The organism is Agrobacterium sp. lyk4-40-TYG-31, assembly GCF_030209855.1.
GTDB lineage: Bacteria > Pseudomonadota > Alphaproteobacteria > Rhizobiales > Rhizobiaceae > Agrobacterium > Agrobacterium vaccinii.
In genome coordinates this window covers 967,657-985,418 of the sequence record NZ_JARVRE010000004.1, presented here as the reverse complement: position 1 = coordinate 985,418, position 17,762 = coordinate 967,657, and the positions used below count along the sequence as shown (strand labels likewise).

The following is a 17,762-nucleotide window of genomic DNA, read 5'->3' as shown; positions in this document are numbered from 1 at the left end:
ATCGCTTATTTTCTCGACATAAGCTGTTGACGCGGGTCTGAATATCCGTGCCTTCTGTATCCGTACGCAACAACAGAAAGGCTCCGTACCGTGTTTATCAGTGACTTCATCACATACGAAGGCGACCGCTTCTTTGTCTCAGCCGATCTGCGCACCCGCAAGATCAGGATTGAACGTGTATCGAACGAGACATTCGAGACCTTCATTCGCAGCATCCTTACTATCGATGATCCTATCGAAATCGAAGCAGGCAAGAAGGAGGTGTCGGCATGAGTACGATCGACACACGTCAGCGCATGCCGCTCGTAGACCTCCAGTTCAGCTTCCGTCTGGATCCTCGCTTTTGGCGAGGGGGTGAACAGGCGTGGAGCCGCGAGATCAGCCTTCAGGCTCGCGACTGGTTGTGCTCGATGCCGCACGTCATCGGATCGGCACCATACGAAGAGGAGCTGTCGCTTTTTATCTGGAAAGATCGCGACGATTCACTGGGCGTGGACCTCGTCTACGTGATGATCGCGTCCGAGGAGCACATGGATAAGACCGCGCACGAGCGTAATGGCGCGATCGCCGTGAGCCTTGTCTTAGGGACCGGCATGTCGACATACGACGTCGCCGACGCACTGAGGAAGGATGACGTAATGGATAGCCTTCAGGAAGTGCTCGAACTCGTCCTGGCGCAGGGTCGTCTGCTCATCTACTCCGCCTGACCCCTTGAAGCCCTCGTAAATCGGGGGCTATCATTTTTTCTTCGCACTCGTCTCGAATCTTGCAGACGACCAGGCAACTCTCTCAGACACCGATCTGAAACGAGAGCGAATGCCGAAAACTACCACAGCCACAGCCGCCGCAGCCAAGTCCTTCCGGGCACGCTGAAGCGTGCGCTGTCGTCTGCTGATGTTTCTTCCGTTCCTGTTTCCGTCAACGCGATGACTGGGAGCTTTCAGGTCGTGATGATCACATCGACGCGCTGCCATCGACCGCGATGAAAGTTCGACGTGTTCGAATGGGTGATCCGGAGATCGAACCCCTCGGCCGAATTTGAGCTTGTGAGTGCAGACAAGCCGCTGCACGTCTATGGAACGTACTACGTCGCCGAGCTGGAGGTCGCGCATGCCGTGATCGAGGCCGCTGCTGCGCGGGATCTGGAGACCGTGAAGGAAATCCTGTCAGCTCCGGATGAGGAAGACGGCCCGGTGTCGCCGCTGCTCGAGAAGCTGCGTGCCAAGCGTTTCGGAGGTCGGACATGATGTTTGCGTGGCCGAATTCGCGAACGGTATGGACACTGATAGCCATGCTCTGCGCATTAGTGCTGACTGGGTGTCAGTCTGCGCAGAAAGATATCATCGTCGAGAAGATAGTGGAGCGGAAGATCGAAATTCCGAATTCCCTGCTGACGTGTTCACCGGAGCCGGTAGCGGGATCGACGTGGGTTCGGGAACGGGATGTCGCCCAGTATCTGGTGAAGCTAGCGGCTGCTGGAGAGGACTGCCGGACGAAACTGGCTGCGGTCAGGCGGCTTATACTGTCTCAGTAGTAAGCATGAACGCTTGTGGTATCTTGCCGTCAACGTAAACCCTGGGGGGCGGCATGATCGACATTCATAAAGACGGCGACACTCTTATACTGACCTATGACCCGGCCGGATGGCGCGATCCAGAGTGGGTTACTCGCGAGTTTGAGAAAGGTGAGGATGTCTCTTTCGTGAAGACGTTTACCCTAGGGAAAGCGGATCTCATAAACGATCCGACCGATCCTAAAAACATGGGAGAGCCTGTTTACGAGTTTATGCTGGGCTACAATGAAGAGGGGTACTACCGAATTCATTCCGGATTCGTCGGAACGCAGAAAGACGTCCTGCTGCACCGTTCACTAAACATTCGCAAAGAGATGTTCGTTGCCGCTGCCCAAATCGCGATCTTTCCAAAATTGAGCGATCTAGTGGGCGGATCTGAAATCGTGATTGGAGGCGACAGAGAAGAAGCGATGCCGGAAAGTGACTTCGAGTCACTGGTGCGAAGTTTCCCAAATTCAACAGAGCAGAGGAAATACGTCAGTTCGACGATCGGTAGGCTTCTGAAGGATCACTTTAGCCTGAAATCAGATCCAGAGAAATCGTTTGACGAGTTTGTTCGCAAGCGACGAGGCGACAAGGTTACCACGTATAAATCTGAGGTAGCAGAGGTCGAGATCGAGAAGTATACCTTCATAAGAGACGAGATTTCTCGTCTTCTGCTCACCTCTGAGGCATACGATGAGCGAGCTTGGCAGAAGCTGATACTGCGGTTCATTCTCGTACTATTTCCAAAATATCTGTACGCAGTCGAAGAGGTCTACATCCAAGATACATTCCTCGGCAAGAAGCGGAGGATCGACATCCTTTTGATCGATGTGGACGGGTACGTGGATCTCATCGAAATAAAAAAGCCGCAAGAAAATTTTCTGATTACATCCAATGCGAGCTCGGCTTCTCGCAACAATTTCACTCCTCGAAAGGGTTTGAGTGACACCATCATCCAAGCTGAAAAATACCTATACCACCTTGGTAAGGCTGGCCCGGCGGGCGAGAAGGAGATTACCGAAAAGCTCCGCAAGAAGCGGCTAATTGGACAAGATCTCGACGTTAGGGTTGCAAGTCCAAAGGCAATTGTCATCGCGGGTCGTTCGAACCAGCTTTCGGATCACCAGAGGTTCGACTTCCAGATCATCAAGCGACATTACGCGAACATGATGGAGATTTTAAGTTATGATGACCTGCTGCTACGTCTCGATCGCATAATCGAAAAGTTCCGGCATCAGCTTTAGACCGGGATCTGATCCCGGTCTGGCTGTCAAAACAGGCTACGCTGCCCCACATTTTCTTTCGCCTCGATCTCATCGATGCTTCTTTCGCGATACCAATCCGGTCCGGGTCGGCGGAAAGCACCAGGTTTCCACTGGCAGCGCGCGCACTCATTTTCTACGTCCCATGACCATCGTACCCAGCGAGGCGACGCTTTCGCTCTCCTGGGCTGCGCAGCCATCGCCTTTGCGTATTCGACTTGCTTCAAATCCGTTTTCGTCATGCGGGCCATCAGAAACCGTAAGCGCTGTTTCTGGGCCACGCTCTGATGTTATCGGCCTACTTTGTTGCATTGAATTGAAACGCGCGTATAGGCTTTGCCTTTATATCGCAGGAGGCCATTGATGGACGGAAGCTCGCTAGCGATCAGGCGTATTCAGGCAGACCAAGTGGACGCATTTCGACGCATTCGCCTGGAAGCGCTCCGCTCTGAACCGACCTTTTATGCAAGCAGCTATGAGGACTGGGTTTCACTGTCTGTCGATGAATGGCAGAAGCGTCTGCATGATCCGGTTTTTGTCGCGTTTCGGGATGACGAACCTGTGGGCATCACCGGTTTGCTCCGCCAACGTGCGAGCAAGATGGCTCATCGTGCCACGATTATCATGGTTTATGTGCGCAAGAACCTACGTGGAACGGGCCTTGCCCGTAATCTCCTGGGGACAGTTGCAGACTATGCCCGTGACATCGGGATTCTGCAGTTGGAACTGGCTGTGAGTGCGGAGAACCCGGCTGCAATACGTTTCTACCTGCGGGAAGGCTTCTCTGAGGTCGGTCGGATTCCTGCTGGCTTTCTACATGACGGCAGGGAGATCGATGACGTCATGATGGTGCGTCGCCTGCTCGATTAGCGTTTTCGGATATCAAGCAGCAGCTTCGCTATTGCGATTGGGGACAAAGCTCCAAGGCAGCAGTTCATCAATCCGGCTCTGCTTGTGACCGTTTACGATGGCGGTGAGCGTGGCAGTCAGGTAGGCGAAAGGATCGATGGCATTCAGTTTGCAGGTCTCAACGAGCGAGGCGATGGTCGCCCAATTCTCGGCTCCCGCGTCATGTCCAGCAAAAAGTGCATTCTTGCGATTGAGAGCAATCGGCCGGATGGTCCGCTCTACGGTATTGTTGTCGATCTCGATGCGCCCGTCGGTCAGGAAGAGTTTCAGGCCATCCCAGTATTTGGCGATGTAGGCCAAGGCCTCGCCGAGTGGGGACTTCGTTGCGACGCGGGCGCGGTGAAGGACAAGCCAGGTTTGCATGTCGGCGACGAGTGGCGCTGACCGCTCCTGCCGTCCAGCGAGACGGGCCTTTGGATCAAGGCCGCGCAGCTCGGCTTCGATGCGATACAGCGCTCCGATCCGCTTGACTCCTTCCTCGGCAATCGGTGCTGAGCCATTGCGAGTGATCTCCATCAGCTTGCGCCGTGCGTGAGCCCAGCAATAGGCGAGCTGAATGTCTGGCCAAATGCCTGATCTGGCGCACTCTGGCACGATCAGCCTGTTGTATCCGGCATAGCCGTCGACCTGCAGGATGCCTCCGAACCCCTGCAATATCCGTTCCGCATGAATGCCTCCGCGACCGGGCGCGTAGGTGAAAGCGACACCTGGCGGAGCACTGCCGCTCCAAGGGCGATCATCCCGCGCCAGTGCCCAGAAGTACCCGGTCTTGGTTTTGCGCGATCCGGGATCGAGAACCGGAGCACGGGTCTCGTCCATGAACAACTTGGTCGAGCGCTTGAGGTTGGCAATCAGTGCATCGAAGACGGGCCGCAGTTCAAAGGCTGCCCGACCGACCCAGTCGGCGAGCGTGGAGCGGTCGAGATCAATGCCCTGACGGCTCATGATCTGGGCCTGCCGATACAGCGGAAGGTGGTCGGCATATTTAGAGACCAGAACATGGGCGACGGTCGCTTCCGTCGGCAACCCTGCCTGGATTAATCGCGCTGGAGCAGGAGCCTGAACGACGCCGTCGGTGCACGCACGGCAGGCATATTTGGGACGGCGGGTGACCAAGACTCGGAATTGCGCCGGTACGACATCGAGACGTTCGGAGACATCCTCCCCGATGCAATGCAGGCAACCGCCGCAGGCGCAGATCATGCTTGCTGGCTCGATCACCTCTTCCACTCGGGGAAGATGTTTTGGAAGAGAGCCACGATTGGTCGTGCGTGGCTTGGTCGTCCTAGTTCCAGCAGGAGTGTCCGCCTCGTCCTCGGCATGGATCGCGGCCATCGCCGTTTCCAGGTCCTCCAATGCCAGATCGAACTGGTCGGGATCGGTCTTCTCGGATTTGCGCCCAAATGCTGCCTGCTTGAAGGCTGCGACCAGCTTCTCAAGCCATTCGATCCGCTCGTCCTTGCGAGCGATATGCTCGTCCTTACTTGCTATCGCGACGTCCTTGGCCGTCTCGCGTGCCTGGGCTGCGACCAGCATCACCTTCAGGGCAGCAACATCATCGGGAAGATCGGCGGCGTTCAGCATGGCTGGAACTACCAAATTCTGTGCCGATTTGCTTTCGGAATCTGTTGTCCTGAGTCATCTTGCCGCAGCTATTCGATGGTCTCCGGCGTTCTCGTCCTGACGGCATGAACCCGCCGCCAATCCAGGCCCGCAAACAGGGCCTCGAACTGGGCATGGGTCAACGTCATCAATCCATCCTTGATACCGGGCCATGTGAAGCTGTGCTCTTCCAGCCGTTTGTAGGCCATGACGATCCCGGAGCCATCCCAGTAGATCAGCTTCAACCGGTCCGCCTTGCGTGACCGGAACACGAAGACCGTTCCCGTAAACGGGTCCTTGTGCAGTTCGTTCTTCACCAGCGCCGCCAAGCCATCATGACCCTTGCGGAAATCCACCGGCTTGGTCGCCACCATGATCCGCACGCGGTTCGAGGGGAAGATCATGTCGTCGCCACCAAAGCACGCGCGATGGCGGCGATCCAGGCCGCAGACGCACCCTCCTCAAGACGGATCGTGACTGGGCCAACAACAATCTCGGTGCGACCAACCGCTTTAGGCGGAGGTTCCGAAACAGGTGGATCGACGATCACCGCCGCAAACTCTACCGCATCCTCCGGTGCGGGCAGGATCAACTTGCCCTGCCGCGCCATCGTCCGCCAGGTGGAAAGACTGTTCGCCCGCAATCCATAGCGCTGCGCAACTTCATTGACCGTCGTGCCAGGCCTCAGGCTTTCCGAAACGATCTTCGCTTTGACCTCGTCCGGCCATTGACGATGAACCTCACGCACAGGCTTCCTGGCTGTGAGAAACTCAAATGAGGTCTCCATGGAGAAACTCCTGTTCTTCATCCATGGAAAGGCGATCACAGATCAGACGGCAGCGAGCAATGTGGGGGCAGAACACTGGTTACCAGAAACCCTCTAGGTCGGCCAGTGCCCGAGCAACCGCGCTTTCCCACGGCTGGATATCGAGACCATTCGAGATGTCGCCGACGGCGGCTTCGAGGCGCTCGACTTGCGATGTCGTGACTTGTATCTGCCACGGCCGATATTCGGTCGAGAACGACCACAGTGAATAGCGGTCGCAGTCGGCGAGCTCGCAGAGCAGCTTGGCAGCATCCTCCGGATCATCGAATGCCGTCCTGATCTGCCAGACACCCTGTCGCCATCTGCATCGAAGATCGGCTGCGGCGTCGAGCGGGGGCACCTTCGTGACGAACGGATTCACGCTCCACGTGACCTGAACGGATCCCCCCATTTTATCGGCAACTTCACGCATGCGCAGAGGGTGCGGATGTCTGTCACGAACGAAGCAGTCTTCGTCATGCGCGGTGTAGACAGGAGTCAAATGAGCGCGGTCGCCGCCGATTTCACACCGATATGGCCACGCGGCAGCCTTCCAGTAAGCATCGACTGCCAAATCCCGAATGCGATCGAGCATGACTGCCGGAACCGTCCTGTGCGCGACCGTGGCTACGCCGCGGGCGTATGCGACCAGCGTCGACGGAGACAGGCGAAGTGCTGCCGCTGCCTGATCTCGGGCGATGCCGTGGTGCGCGAGCAGTGCCTCGGCATCGCGGAAAGCGATAACGACTTCGCCGACGGGCATGCGGTAGAGAGTGCCTTTCGGCTGCTCCTCGATTTTGAAGTGTAGTTCCATTGAATTCTCCCAGTTGAGTTTGCGTTCCCTGCGATGCGTCGTCATCTTCGTGAGTTTGGCTACCGCGACCTCCAAGAGGAGGTTTCGGCCGCTGCCATGCGGCCATCGTCAGGCGGCTGTTCCAAAATGGACGTGACCCAGATCTGTGGATTCCGGATGTCGGACGAGAGCATCAGCTTTAGGGATTCGCCAGTCAGCGTCTTCCAGCGCGTCGTAGAGATTGGCGCTATCGTTGCGAACAAGGCGATATCGGCCAGGCTCCAGAGCGATTATGCGACCTGTGGATTCGTCGATTACGTATATGGTCTTCTGCATGTGTCCTCCTTGCGGTTGAATTTGGCTACCGCGACCCCAGAGGGGGTTTCGCCGCCAGCCACGGCGGCATCGTCAGGCGGCTTTGTATTCGTCGACGAAAGACTGCATCTCGTGACGAACGAACTTCTCAACGGCTTCCCAGCGGAGGTAGTCTTCCTTGTACATACCGCCTTCGACGAACGGCACACTTCTCCTGGATTCGATGTCGTAGATGCCGTTGACGTTCATGTGACTGTCAGCGCTGTCGTTGATCATTCCATCATCGACATATTCCACGCACTCGTAGTCAGTGTCATCGACCGTCAAGATTGCTCGGACCATCTGCTCGCCGAAAAACGAAAGTTCGCTCATGCTAGCGTTCTCAATTGCTGTGACCATTGTCTTGCTCCTTGTGATCGGTGGCTCCATGCCGTGTCCGATGACTAAGGCTGTATCGAGAATCCGATACAAGCAAGAGGAAAATCGAAATAATCTATTGTCAACAATTACTTAGGTTAAATTCCTTCGATTTTACGCCACGAAGTCCACGGATTTATCCGTGATATTTGCACCGGCGCATTCTCGATTTGTTGATCTCGGCCGACGAGCGGATCCTGGTCCCAACAAGACAAAGGAGATGTCGAATGGAAAAGAAGAAATCGATGTGGAACTTGGTGAACCCATTCGCGTGGCTCAACGCCGCATTCGGCTTGCTGACATGGATTTTCGGGCCGATCTTGAGATTTTTCGGAATGATGCCGCACCCGCCGACAACCGGATTCGCGAACATTCAGAAAGCCGATGTCGACGATGCTGCTGCGGACGCGACGAACGCGCAAGAAGCTATCGACGCGATCCTCCGCGAGATGTCTCCAGCGGAAGTGGTTCACGCATTCGCGAATGCAGCGCCGGACAACCGTATAACCATGGATTTGTCCGTCATAGATGAGGACGGTCAGAACTGGTTGCTCAATTTGTCGGACGACGATTTGACGCTACTAGCTATGTCGACCGTCGGAGGATGCGCAAGGAGTCTTGAGAGCCGGGCTGTCATTCCTACCTATCCACGGCCGTCAGTGAATGAAAAAGAGGCCGAGATACTGACGATCCCGACCCCTGAAGATATCGATGAGATGAACAGGCAACTCATTGCTGAGCGATTCCGCGAAGAGCTGCGAGCGCTATCGCCGCGTCCTGGAAACTTGAATCCGCAGTACGTTCCCAGCGCCACGCTGCACTGAGATAGCGTTAGACCTGACCCTGAAGCCGCCCGGAACACAGTTCGGGCGGCTATTCATTTCTGATACACGGATCGCGTTCCACAGCTCTGGGATCTCGAAGAGAATGTCACCGAAATGCGCAGCCATCGCTTCATCCGAGAGATCATTGTTACTCATACGGCGGCAACACGGTTACGGGCGATATGAGCCTGACGTTGAGACAGAGCCACACGCAGACGACGGACCTCAGCTTCAAGGGAAGCAACGTGGCGCACGGCACGGACTGCAACGCGGCCTAGCTCGTCAGCGCGACCACGCGCTTCAGACAGCTCGCAAGCGTATTTGTACGCAGCGCGGCGTTCTTTGCGCTCTTCTGCAGCTTGCTTGCCAGCAGCGTGGGCCGCCGTCATGGATTCGACGATGCCGTAAGTTAGGAGAGCAAGTTCGCCAGCGGCGCGGCCTGCAGGGTCTCGGCTTGTAAACATCGTCATACGCAGCACTCCAACAATTGATCCGGATGCCGACGTTATCGGGACCCGAATCGCTTGTGAGCCCCAGTTTTCAACTTTCTCCTGGGAGCGTTAATAGAGTGCGATCGTTCTCATGGAGAAATCCGTGATGTCACCGTTTCGCTTTTCCGGTTGTCCAGGAGTTGTTGCCGCGATTGCCGCATTTCGTACACCGCAGTCGAGGCATGAGTGCGGCGATGACTGCGTGCTTTCCAACTCGACGCGCGAGCGCCCAGCGATCGATGAATCCCTTATGGATGCAGGAACTGCATTTGCCGCCCAGGGTGTACCACTCTTCTAGTTGGCCCAGCGTCAGACGGTCGGCATAATACGATCGGAATGTCGCGGCCCCGCCATCAGTTGGCGTGGCCGCTGCAACTCCGGGAGGGGCGGATCCGGGGCGCGCTCGCACGACATGTGATATCTTGCGTTCATGTGCACCAGCACTTTCCCAGGACGCGCGCGAACCGCAGCTTTTAGAGCGGCGCAGCTCACCGCGAAATCCGTCGACCGTGAGATCGTCTCTACGAGGATGCCGCCTGATCCGGGCTCAGCGGTCCAGACTTCGACGCGATATGCTTGCTCTGGCGTGGATCGACGGCTGCCTCCGCCGAGCGTGTTCCCGATACCGCCGTTCTCGCCGACTAAATCGATGCCGCAGCGGTGCTTCATTCCACGCGCTCGAACTTAGGTGCCCAACCGCGGCCGACACCTTTGCTCATGAGCGAAGAGGCTATGAAGAGTTGGTCTCGGAGGAAATCGGCGTCTGCTATCAAAGAACGGATCGCAACAAGTGCATCTCCTTCGGCGGCTGCGAGTACAGACACGGCGAGATCGTCGAGATCGGGCGACTGGGCGTCAGTTTTTGGCGTGATGATATCGTTCGTTTGTTGCTGTGACATGAGATCTCCAGAGGAATGCTTCCGTTGTCAACGGAATTTGTTCCTATTTTGTTCTCATTTAATGAGGAGTCAATATCTCTAAATGGTTTTCACCAGACGCTTGTTCTTCAAGACGAGGTTTGCCAATTTGCAGTCGCCGGACATCACTGCTAGAAGCTGGTCGATATCCGGCCTGAGCATGTCAAATGCGTAGACTTCAGATGCGGGGAGGTTCTGACCGCCATCTTCGATAAGAATCTCTGCCCGGACGCTGCGCAATTCGTCGACGACGGTCTGGAGGTCACAACCGTACCCGGTTACGCGGCTGATACCTGGCTCGATCGAGTATGCGTACACTGTCACTCCCATGCGTGCCTCCGTTGCTGAGGAGTCTGAACGTAACCGGCGAAAATCGTGGCGTCGAGGCCCTTGTTTCTGGCTCCGCCGGCGACGATCATAATGGGGTGGTCGGCGTAGTTCAGATGGTTAGAACACGGGGGCAACTTTGGCATTAGCTAGCGGTGCTGAAATCCCTGACGAGCCGGGTTCAAGACCCGGGGTCGATCGCAGGCACTGTGCTGCGTAGCTCAGAAGGTCAGAGCACCTGCGGAAGCGGGAGGTCGTTGGTTCGAATCCAACCCGGTAGAGTTGAGGGCGGCACGGAGAGATCCTGCCGCCTTTTCTGCGTCTCAGAGTTGGCAGCCTTTGATCGACTTCTCTTCCGGCCAACCGATGACACCGCCGCCGAGCTTGATGACCAACTTTCTCTCTGGATCAGCTACATCTCTGACCGCCATCGAAACCCTCGCCGTCGGCGGCGTCTCTCTGGACAACAGGCTGAAGCTGGTGGAGAGCGTGCGCGTCTCGCCCGGCTCGATGCCGCCAGAGATGCTCTGGACGAAATTGTTCTCTTCCCAAGGCACCGACCGATTGTCGGACTTGATCGTGTAGTCGATCCAGATGCCTGCGATGGCATATGGAAGGTTGTTCGTCACCTTGAATTCAGAAGAGTAGCCGTAATCCCCTTTTTTGAAGCTAGGTGAAGAGATTGTCACTTTCTTTCGCAGACACGCCGTCAAGTCTGCAATTGCGGAGCCTGCTGCGGCGTGGGAGGTCGACTTGCTTGCAGCCACCAATTCTCTCCCGCGGGCCATGATTTCGTCGGCCGTAACGCCCGCCATGTTGATTTGGGCGGACTCGATGGCTTGAGGCATGAATTGGAGCAGTGCGAATCCCTGGGCACCCGCAGCCGGGGGATACTTCGTAACGATCAGATTGATCAGCCCTTTGCTGAAAACTTCCTTATCCTCCGGAGACAGTTGGCTTGCCATGGCTTTGATCGAACGCTCGTAAGATTCTTTCGAACTCCCGTCGACGCTTCCATCGAGAGCAAACGCCGCTCCGCTCATCGCGAGAAGAATGGGAAAGGAAAGTAGATAGCTGCGCATGCTCTGGCCCCCAAAAAATCGAATGAACTATGTTTATCGTGTTCCAAGATACTTTTCGAGCGGAGTTGACGAGGGGAGTCGAACTCGAATTTTGCAGGGAGATAAGGCAAGATCTATCGGATGACCCGAAAAGTCGAGCCTTCCGGGAATCAGGATTGCCCATGCGGGACTTCGCCACGGTGAAGCTATCCGCCGTTCTGTTCAAAACCGAGTGACGACTTCGTAAGAGCGACCGCAACTCTCATCCGCTAAAGGGGGCGGATCGACCGTACCAGTCATTTGTAGCGATGACGCTTTAGCTACATCAGCGACGAGTTTGGACTTATCCACAGTTCGTTGACAAACGCAGAAATTACGAAGAATTCCTGTCAACAAAATTCCGGTGATTTGCTGGTGATTTTGGGGTCTAGGTGTGTTTTGATTGCTGACTGATCTACCAGCCTAACTCATTGATTTAATGAGAGAAAATGGTGGGTGATGTAGGGCTCGAACCTACGACCCGCTGATTAAGAGTCAGCTGCTCTACCAACTGAGCTAATCACCCGCCGCCGCCGTGTCTGGCGGTGTGAGTGGCCGTATAAAGAGGATAATTCGGCTTGTCCAGCGTGGAAATGACATTTCTGCGAAATTTGTTTCGTAAAAATCTCGACCACGCTGAAAAACCCTTGAGGACCGGGCCTTTTTAAGGCCCGGTCCTTTTGTTCATCAGCCGCGGCGGAAAGCTCGGGCTATCGCAATCAGGACGCAGGCACCGATGAAGCCGGCGATCAGGTAGCCGATCCAGCCCGTCAGCACGACACCGAACACTGCGAGAATTGCGTTGGCGACGATAGCGCCCACGATTCCCAAAATAATGTTCATGAAAACACCCATATTGCTCTTCATGAACTGTTCGGCGAGCCAACCGGCTATGCCACCAATGATAATCGCGGCGATCCAACCAATACCAGCAGTTTCCATGACGTTCTCCTTGTTTGCGCACAACATATATTCGGTGATTGTAATGGTTGAGACCGCTAAGAAGTTCCGCGCTATTCCTGCGCTTGCTTCTTGATACGCAAAACTTGCCGTTTATTTTGATCGAATGATTCGGCAGCAGCACAAAGGGCACTCTTGATGACGTTTTCGATAAGGCAGCAACGGTGGTTACCTGCCCTGTTCCTATTGCCCGTATTATGGTTGCTGCTGTCCTCATTCGCCTTTGCTCAGGTCACGGATCAAGGCGCGTCCAGCGCTTCGCTTCCCATCGTGGAGCAATCCAAGGCCGATCTTGAAAAATCGAAAGCCACGCTGGCGCAAATCAACCAGCAGATCGAGGATGCGAGAGGCGAAGACCCGCGACTGGTCGATCTCAAGGGCAAGGCAGACGATCTCGCCAGCACGGCCAGCGGCACGGTCACCAGCCTGCGCAGCAGGCTCGATGAGATCAATTCGCGCATCACTTCGCTTGGCGAACCGCCCAAGGAAGGACAGCCGCCTGAAGCCAGCGTCGTCACCGACGAGCGGACGCGGCTAAACTCCGAGAAGTCGCAGATCAATGCGGTTCTAGGTGATGCCGAAGCCGTGTCAGGCCACGCCACACAGCTTTCCAACAACATCACGGCAATGCGCCGTGCCCTGTTTGCCGCCACACTGTTCAAGCGCACGGAAATATCGCCATCCGTGCTGGCCGATGCAGGCACCGAATTCGTCGGCGAGATCAGCGCACTCAGCAGTTCGCTGACGGGTTGGGCCATCTTCGTCTGGAACTACAAGCGCCTGTCTATGTTTGGCGCGGTCTCGCTTTCCGTCATGGCTGCGGTGCTGTTCCTTTGGGGTGGATACCGCATTCTGGGTCACCGGATGGAGCGCCGCGCCTTCTCGGGCGAGCCGTCCTACCTCAGACGCCTGTCCGTGGCCTTCTGGTCCACGACCATCCAGGCCATGTCCGTCTTCCTCCTGATGGTTACCTCCGCATTCTTCCTGGATAATTTCGGCGTGCTAAGACCGGATATCGCACCCATCGTCTATGTCGCGATGTCGGTCATTGCGTTCGTCTACTTCGTATCGCGCCTGACCTACGCCATCTTTGCGCCGACGCAGCCGGAATGGCGTTTGCTGCACGTTTCCAACCATGGCGCCCATGTGTTGTCGTCAGCCGTTCTCCTCATGTCCTTGGTCAACGGGCTGGATTACCTCTTCAGCACCATCAGCGAGACGTTGAACTCCCCGCTGATCCTGACGGTCGCCAAGAGTTTCGTCGCCTCGATCATCATCGGCGTCATTCTATTCGCGATGTCGTTCCTGAAGCCGATGATTGGTGAAGGTGAGGATGCCGAAAACGGCCATCATCGCCTGCCCCGCTGGCTATCCATCCTGCTGCGCGTCGGCGGCCTGTTACTCATTGGCGCGTGCCTGACCGGCTATGTCGGCTTGGCGCGTTTTCTGGCAACGCAGATCGTCGCGACGGGCGCGGTGCTTGCCACTGTTTATATCGGCATTCTCTCCGGCAAAGCCATTTCCAAACAGGGCGCTTTTGCAGAAACGCTGGCCGGACGCTATCTCGGCAGACGCTTCGGTCTTGGCCCCGTTCCTCTGGATCAGGCGGGCCTTGCCGCCGGTCTTGGAATTTATGGAATAGCGCTCGCATTCGGCATTCCCCTCATTCTGTTTTCCTGGGGCTTCCAGCCGGGCGATATTGAGGGCTGGGCCTATCGTCTGTTGACGGGCTTCAGCATCGGCAACACCTCCATCTCGCTGATCAGCATTTTCACCGGCATTCTCGTCTTCGTGGTGGGTTATGCGGTTACCCGCTGGTTCCAGAGATGGCTGGACCGCAACGTCATGGCACGCGGTCAGGTGGATGCGGGCGTGCGCAACTCCGTTGGCACCGGCATCGGTTATCTCGGCATCGTAGTGGCCGCCATTTTCGGTATCTCATCCGCCGGTCTCGATCTGTCGAGCCTCGCCCTCGTCGCCTCGGCGCTGTCGGTCGGTATCGGTTTCGGCCTACAGAACATCGTGTCGAACTTCGTGTCCGGCCTTATTCTTCTGGTCGAACGCCCCTTCAAGGTCGGTGACTGGGTGGTGACGGGCACGGTCGAAGGAACCGTCAAGCGCCTCTCGGTGCGTGCGACCGAAATCGAGACTTTCCGAGGCCAGTCCATCATCGTGCCGAACTCGGAGTTCATCAACTCCTCCGTCGGCAACTGGACGCATAGAAACCGCATCCAGCGCGCCGAGATTCCCGTTTCCGTTTCCTACGACACGGACCCACAGCGGGTGATGGATATTCTGCTGGAACTGGTGAAGAAGCAGCAGCCGGTTCTTCGCAACCCGGAACCGCATGTGGAATTCCTGCGGTTTGGAGAGTTCGCACTGGACTTCGAACTGCGTTTCCATCTGGCCGATCTCAGCCATGGCCTGACGGTGAAAAACAATCTGCGAATGGAGATTTTGAAGCGGTTCCACGAAGAAGGAATCAGCATTCCCATGAAGCAGCGCAATCTGAACATTCATGTCGATGCCGACAATAACCCCAATGCGCTGGCCGCCTTGATGGGTGACGAAGGCGACAAGTCGGTGGTGGCACCAGCCCCAACCGCTGCCGCACCGAAGCAGGACGCGCCCAAGCCCGAAGATCATGACGCACCCGCAAAGAATGCGGAAATAGAGACGGCAAGAAGTGCTGCGCGCAACCGCAGAGGCTGATGGTCTGAGACCTTGAAAATCGTCAAAAGGCTCGCCGTCGCGGCGAGCCTTTTGCATGTCGTAATCAGGCGTTTGAGCAACGGTGCGACATTGCATAGTCTGGCCCTGACGGGCTTGATAAAGCCTGCGTGAAAGCGGACGAACAGGCTTCAAGGGGAATTTTCATTATGAAGACACATGCGCGGGCGGTGGTGATCGGTGGCGGCGTCGTCGGTGTTTCGACGCTTTATCATCTGGCCAAGAAGGGCTGGAGCGACGCCGTTCTGATCGAGCGCAAAGAGCTGACCTCCGGCTCCACCTGGCACGCCGCCGGCCTGCTGCCGCTGTTCAACATGAGCTATTCTGTGGGCCAGATCCACAAATATTCGGTGAAGTTCTATGAAGAGCTTCAGGAAGAAACCGGCATGAATGTCGGTTTTTCCAAGGTGTCCAATATTCGTCTCGCCCGCACCAAAGATCGCTGGGACGAATATATGTATTATTCCGGCATTGCTGAAACCATCGGCGTCAACGTCAAGATGCTGACGCCGGAAGAGGTCAAGGACGTCTGGCCGCTCTGTGAGACCGATGGACTGCTGGGTGCCATCCAGCACCCTGACGATGGCTACATTCAGCCCGCAGACCTCACACAGGCGCTTGCCAAGGGCGCGCGCGACCGCGGGGCCACCATCTACCGCAACACGACTGTCACCGCGCTGGAGCAGCTTGAAGATGGTCACTGGAAGGTGATGACGGACAAGGGCGAGATCATTGCCGAACACGTCATTTCCTGTACCGGCAACTTTGCCCGCAAGACCGGTGAAATGGTCGGCATCAACATTCCCGTCATTCCGGTCGAGCACCAATATATCGTCACCGAACCGCATCCGGCCATTCTGGAACGCCGCAAACAGGGCCTGCCAGAAATGGGCGTGCTGCGTGAGTCCGATAGCGCTTGGTACATGCGCGAAGAAGCAGGCGGCCTCATCCTCGGCCCTTACGAAGTTGGCGCGCCCGTCTGTTATGTCGATGGTCCCTCAGACCAGAGCGAATACGAGCTGTTTCAGGAGGAGCTCGACCGCCTGATGCCGCACATCGAAGCGGCTATTGCCCGCGTTCCGGCCTTTGGTGAAGTCGGCATCAAGAAGGTCTATAACGGCGCCATTGCCTATACGCCGGACGGTAACCCTATTGTCGGCCCTGCGCCGGGTCTGAAGAACTTCTGGCTGAACGAGGGCCACTCCTTCGGCATCACCGCAGCTGGCGGCGCTGGCTGGCAGCTCGCTGAATGGATCGTGGATGGCGAACCAACGCTGGACCTGATGGGCGTCGATCCGCGCCGCTTCGGGCCCTATGCCACCGAAGGCTACCTCATCGCCAAGAACGAAGAGGCCTATGCCAATGTCTTCACCATGCACTACCCGGATGAAGAGCGTGCAGCCGCTCGTCCGCTCAAGACGACGCCGATCTATGACCGCCTGAAGAAACTCGGCGCCGTTTTTGGCAGCGTCTATGGCTGGGAGCGCGCCAACTGGTTCGTGCCGGATGGTTACGAACTGAAGCCGGAAGAACTCGGTGTCGGTGCCGACGTCATAACCAACCACAATCACGCACCAGCGCTGGATGATTGTCGTATCGTTGAGAAATGGTCGTTCCGCCGTTCGAACTACTTCGAGCATGTCGGCAACGAGGTGAAGAACGTCAGCCAGAATGTCGGCGTGCTGGATATGTCGGCCTTTGCCAAGATGGAAGTCTCCGGCCCCGGTGCGCGCGCTTGGCTCGACAGCATCCTCGCCAACGCCATCCCGAAGAAGCGCGGGCGCATTGCGCTGACCCACCTTCTGACGAAGGATGGTGGCGTGAAGGCGGAATTCACCGTCTATGAGTGGGCACCGGGTCGATTCTACCTCGTTTCCGCCGGTGGTCTTGAAAACCACGACCACGACGTCCTGCGCCGACTGGCACCGACGGATGGCTCTGTTATCCTCCAACCCATCACGCAGAAATATGGCGTGCTGGCATTGGCTGGTCCAAAGTCGCGCGATGTCCTGAAGAAGCTGACCCGCACCAGCCTCGACAACAAGGATTTCCCGTGGCTGACCGCCAAGGAGATCTCGGTTGGTGTCGCGACGGCGCATGCGCTGCGCGTCAACTTCGTCGGCGAATTGGGCTGGGAACTCCACCATCCCATCGAAATGCAGGCCTATATCTTTGATCGCCTGATGGAAGCCGGTGCCGAATTCGGCATCAAGCCCTTCGGCATCCGCGCGATGGTCTCGATGTCGCTGGAAAAATCCTACCGCAACATGGGCCGCGAACTCTCGGTCGAATACAATGCCTACACGTCAGGCCTCGACCGCTTCATCAAGCCGGAAAAACAGTTCATTGGTCGTGACGCCGTGGTGGCGGGCAAGGAAAAAGGGCTGAAATGGCTCTTCTCCACCCTCGTGGTCTCCGGCAACACGACAGTGGACGCCCGCGGCTCGGAAGCCATCTACAACGCCTCTGGAGACGTCGTCGGTCGCGCCACGTCAGGCGGCTTCGGCTGGCGTATCGGCAAATCGCTGGCGCTCGCCATGCTGGCACCGGACCATGCGGCGGTTGGTACCAAGCTGAAAATCAAGATACTGGGTGATCTCTACGACGCCGAAGTGGTGGTCGAAAGCCCGTTTGACCCCGATAACGCCGTGCTGAGAGCCTGACGCGAACAACGGTACGACACTCTCCGTTACCTCGGCTTTATCAACAATCGGCCGGGGGGTAACGGAGAGATTATTAGGCACCGATAATC

Annotated in this window: 20 protein-coding genes and 1 tRNA gene; 9 read left to right on the top strand and 12 right to left on the bottom strand. The window is 56.7% G+C overall.

Annotated elements, in window-relative coordinates; genetic code table 11:
* The first annotated feature begins 90 nt into the window (after positions 1–90).
* From QRN55_RS10005 to QRN55_RS09985, 6 genes are all read left to right on the top strand, one after another.
* Positions 91–273, top strand: a complete 183-nt coding sequence (locus QRN55_RS10005; protein WP_284776563.1) for a hypothetical protein — start codon at positions 91–93, stop codon at positions 271–273.
* On the top strand, positions 270–707 hold the full coding sequence (locus QRN55_RS10000; RefSeq protein ID WP_284776562.1) for a hypothetical protein: 438 nt from the start codon (positions 270–272) through the stop codon (positions 705–707). Before QRN55_RS10005 ends, QRN55_RS10000 begins: the two co-directional genes overlap by 4 nt.
* A gap of 288 nt (positions 708–995) precedes the next feature.
* Positions 996–1,247, top strand: coding sequence for a hypothetical protein (locus QRN55_RS09995; RefSeq protein WP_284776561.1), 252 nt, complete (start codon positions 996–998; stop codon positions 1,245–1,247).
* Positions 1,244–1,534, top strand: a complete 291-nt coding sequence (gene lysC, locus QRN55_RS24525) for an Rz1-like lysis system protein LysC (protein WP_112961604.1) — start codon at positions 1,244–1,246, stop codon at positions 1,532–1,534. Before QRN55_RS09995 ends, lysC begins: the two co-directional genes overlap by 4 nt.
* A gap of 53 nt (positions 1,535–1,587) precedes the next feature.
* A complete protein-coding gene (locus tag QRN55_RS09990) occupies positions 1,588–2,802 on the top strand; it encodes a Shedu immune nuclease family protein (RefSeq protein WP_112961602.1) in 1,215 nt (404 codons plus the stop codon).
* A 381-nt stretch (positions 2,803–3,183) separates the two neighbouring features.
* Positions 3,184–3,690, top strand: a complete 507-nt coding sequence (locus QRN55_RS09985; RefSeq protein WP_077107701.1) for a GNAT family N-acetyltransferase — start codon at positions 3,184–3,186, stop codon at positions 3,688–3,690.
* Positions 3,691–3,702: 12 nt separating this feature from the next.
* On the opposite strand, the gene tnpC is transcribed toward QRN55_RS09985, so the two are convergent.
* From tnpC to QRN55_RS09955, 6 genes are all read right to left on the bottom strand, one after another.
* Entirely contained in the window at positions 3,703–5,313 is a 1,611-nt protein-coding gene (gene tnpC, locus QRN55_RS09980) for an IS66 family transposase (RefSeq protein ID WP_284776560.1), read from the bottom strand.
* Positions 5,314–5,381: 68 nt separating this feature from the next.
* Complete coding sequence (tnpB, locus tag QRN55_RS09975) at positions 5,382–5,735, bottom strand: IS66 family insertion sequence element accessory protein TnpB (protein WP_284776559.1); 354 nt, start codon at positions 5,733–5,735, stop codon at positions 5,382–5,384.
* The gene (tnpA, locus tag QRN55_RS09970) at positions 5,732–6,118 is read right to left on the bottom strand and encodes an IS66-like element accessory protein TnpA (protein ID WP_284776558.1); all 387 of its coding nucleotides are present in this window, start codon (positions 6,116–6,118) and stop codon (positions 5,732–5,734) included. Before tnpA ends, tnpB begins: the two co-directional genes overlap by 4 nt.
* A gap of 79 nt (positions 6,119–6,197) precedes the next feature.
* On the bottom strand, positions 6,198–6,950 hold the full coding sequence (locus tag QRN55_RS09965) for a hypothetical protein (protein ID WP_284776557.1): 753 nt from the start codon (positions 6,948–6,950) through the stop codon (positions 6,198–6,200).
* A gap of 108 nt (positions 6,951–7,058) precedes the next feature.
* Entirely contained in the window at positions 7,059–7,265 is a 207-nt protein-coding gene (locus tag QRN55_RS09960; RefSeq protein ID WP_112961596.1) for a hypothetical protein, read from the bottom strand.
* 72 nt (positions 7,266–7,337) lie between these two features.
* Positions 7,338–7,643: a hypothetical protein gene (locus tag QRN55_RS09955; protein ID WP_284776556.1), complete on the bottom strand. Its 306-nt coding sequence runs from the start codon at positions 7,641–7,643 to the stop codon at positions 7,338–7,340.
* Between the two features lie 245 nt (positions 7,644–7,888).
* On the opposite strand from QRN55_RS09955, the gene QRN55_RS09950 reads away from it, so the two are divergent.
* Complete coding sequence (locus tag QRN55_RS09950) at positions 7,889–8,485, top strand: hypothetical protein (RefSeq protein WP_112961592.1); 597 nt, start codon at positions 7,889–7,891, stop codon at positions 8,483–8,485.
* Between the two features lie 152 nt (positions 8,486–8,637).
* Here the strand turns inward: QRN55_RS09950 and QRN55_RS09945 are convergent, their stop codons facing one another.
* From QRN55_RS09945 to QRN55_RS09920, 6 genes are all read right to left on the bottom strand, one after another.
* The gene (locus QRN55_RS09945; protein ID WP_112961590.1) at positions 8,638–8,955 is read right to left on the bottom strand and encodes a hypothetical protein; all 318 of its coding nucleotides are present in this window, start codon (positions 8,953–8,955) and stop codon (positions 8,638–8,640) included.
* 686 nt (positions 8,956–9,641) lie between these two features.
* Positions 9,642–9,875 (bottom strand): hypothetical protein, encoded by a 234-nt coding sequence (locus tag QRN55_RS09940; RefSeq protein WP_112961584.1) that lies wholly within the window; start codon positions 9,873–9,875, stop codon positions 9,642–9,644.
* Between the two features lie 78 nt (positions 9,876–9,953).
* Positions 9,954–10,223: a hypothetical protein gene (locus tag QRN55_RS09935; protein WP_112961582.1), complete on the bottom strand. Its 270-nt coding sequence runs from the start codon at positions 10,221–10,223 to the stop codon at positions 9,954–9,956.
* 320 nt (positions 10,224–10,543) lie between these two features.
* Positions 10,544–11,302 carry a hypothetical protein gene (locus QRN55_RS09930; RefSeq protein WP_112961580.1) on the bottom strand — a complete coding sequence of 253 codons (759 nt, stop codon included), beginning with the start codon at positions 11,300–11,302 and terminating at the stop codon, positions 10,544–10,546.
* Between the two features lie 468 nt (positions 11,303–11,770).
* A tRNA-Lys gene (locus QRN55_RS09925) sits at positions 11,771–11,846 on the bottom strand.
* Between the two features lie 161 nt (positions 11,847–12,007).
* Positions 12,008–12,262, bottom strand: a complete 255-nt coding sequence (locus QRN55_RS09920) for a GlsB/YeaQ/YmgE family stress response membrane protein (protein WP_284776555.1) — start codon at positions 12,260–12,262, stop codon at positions 12,008–12,010.
* Positions 12,263–12,418: 156 nt separating this feature from the next.
* Here QRN55_RS09920 and QRN55_RS09915 point away from each other — a divergent pair, with 156 nt between their 5' ends.
* Both QRN55_RS09915 and QRN55_RS09910 read left to right on the top strand, forming a co-directional pair.
* Positions 12,419–14,992, top strand: coding sequence for a mechanosensitive ion channel family protein (locus QRN55_RS09915; protein WP_284776554.1), 2,574 nt, complete (start codon positions 12,419–12,421; stop codon positions 14,990–14,992).
* Between the two features lie 167 nt (positions 14,993–15,159).
* Positions 15,160–17,673 carry a GcvT family protein gene (locus tag QRN55_RS09910; protein ID WP_284776553.1) on the top strand — a complete coding sequence of 838 codons (2,514 nt, stop codon included), beginning with the start codon at positions 15,160–15,162 and terminating at the stop codon, positions 17,671–17,673.
* Positions 17,674–17,762: the final 89 nt, after the last annotated feature.

Bases quoted from the DNA above. Each gene is read 5' to 3' on its own strand.
- QRN55_RS10000 (WP_284776562.1), top strand. From the start codon at position 270: ATGAGTACGATCGACACACGTCAGCGCATGCCGCTCGTAGACCTCCAG.
- lysC (WP_112961604.1), top strand. From the start codon at position 1,244: ATGATGTTTGCGTGGCCGAATTCGCGAACGGTATGGACACTGATAGCC.
- QRN55_RS09990 (WP_112961602.1), top strand. From the start codon at position 1,588: ATGATCGACATTCATAAAGACGGCGACACTCTTATACTGACCTATGAC.
- QRN55_RS09985 (WP_077107701.1), top strand. From the start codon at position 3,184: ATGGACGGAAGCTCGCTAGCGATCAGGCGTATTCAGGCAGACCAAGTG.
- tnpC (WP_284776560.1), bottom strand. From the start codon at position 5,313: ATGCTGAACGCCGCCGATCTTCCCGATGATGTTGCTGCCCTGAAGGTG.
- tnpB (WP_284776559.1), bottom strand. From the start codon at position 5,735: ATGATCTTCCCCTCGAACCGCGTGCGGATCATGGTGGCGACCAAGCCG.
- tnpA (WP_284776558.1), bottom strand. From the start codon at position 6,118: ATGGAGACCTCATTTGAGTTTCTCACAGCCAGGAAGCCTGTGCGTGAG.
- QRN55_RS09965 (WP_284776557.1), bottom strand. From the start codon at position 6,950: ATGGAACTACACTTCAAAATCGAGGAGCAGCCGAAAGGCACTCTCTAC.
- QRN55_RS09960 (WP_112961596.1), bottom strand. From the start codon at position 7,265: ATGCAGAAGACCATATACGTAATCGACGAATCCACAGGTCGCATAATC.
- QRN55_RS09955 (WP_284776556.1), bottom strand. From the start codon at position 7,643: ATGGTCACAGCAATTGAGAACGCTAGCATGAGCGAACTTTCGTTTTTC.
- QRN55_RS09950 (WP_112961592.1), top strand. From the start codon at position 7,889: ATGGAAAAGAAGAAATCGATGTGGAACTTGGTGAACCCATTCGCGTGG.
- QRN55_RS09945 (WP_112961590.1), bottom strand. From the start codon at position 8,955: ATGACGATGTTTACAAGCCGAGACCCTGCAGGCCGCGCCGCTGGCGAA.
- QRN55_RS09940 (WP_112961584.1), bottom strand. From the start codon at position 9,875: ATGTCACAGCAACAAACGAACGATATCATCACGCCAAAAACTGACGCC.
- QRN55_RS09935 (WP_112961582.1), bottom strand. From the start codon at position 10,223: ATGGGAGTGACAGTGTACGCATACTCGATCGAGCCAGGTATCAGCCGC.
- QRN55_RS09930 (WP_112961580.1), bottom strand. From the start codon at position 11,302: ATGCGCAGCTATCTACTTTCCTTTCCCATTCTTCTCGCGATGAGCGGA.
- QRN55_RS09920 (WP_284776555.1), bottom strand. From the start codon at position 12,262: ATGGAAACTGCTGGTATTGGTTGGATCGCCGCGATTATCATTGGTGGC.
- QRN55_RS09915 (WP_284776554.1), top strand. From the start codon at position 12,419: ATGACGTTTTCGATAAGGCAGCAACGGTGGTTACCTGCCCTGTTCCTA.
- QRN55_RS09910 (WP_284776553.1), top strand. From the start codon at position 15,160: ATGAAGACACATGCGCGGGCGGTGGTGATCGGTGGCGGCGTCGTCGGT.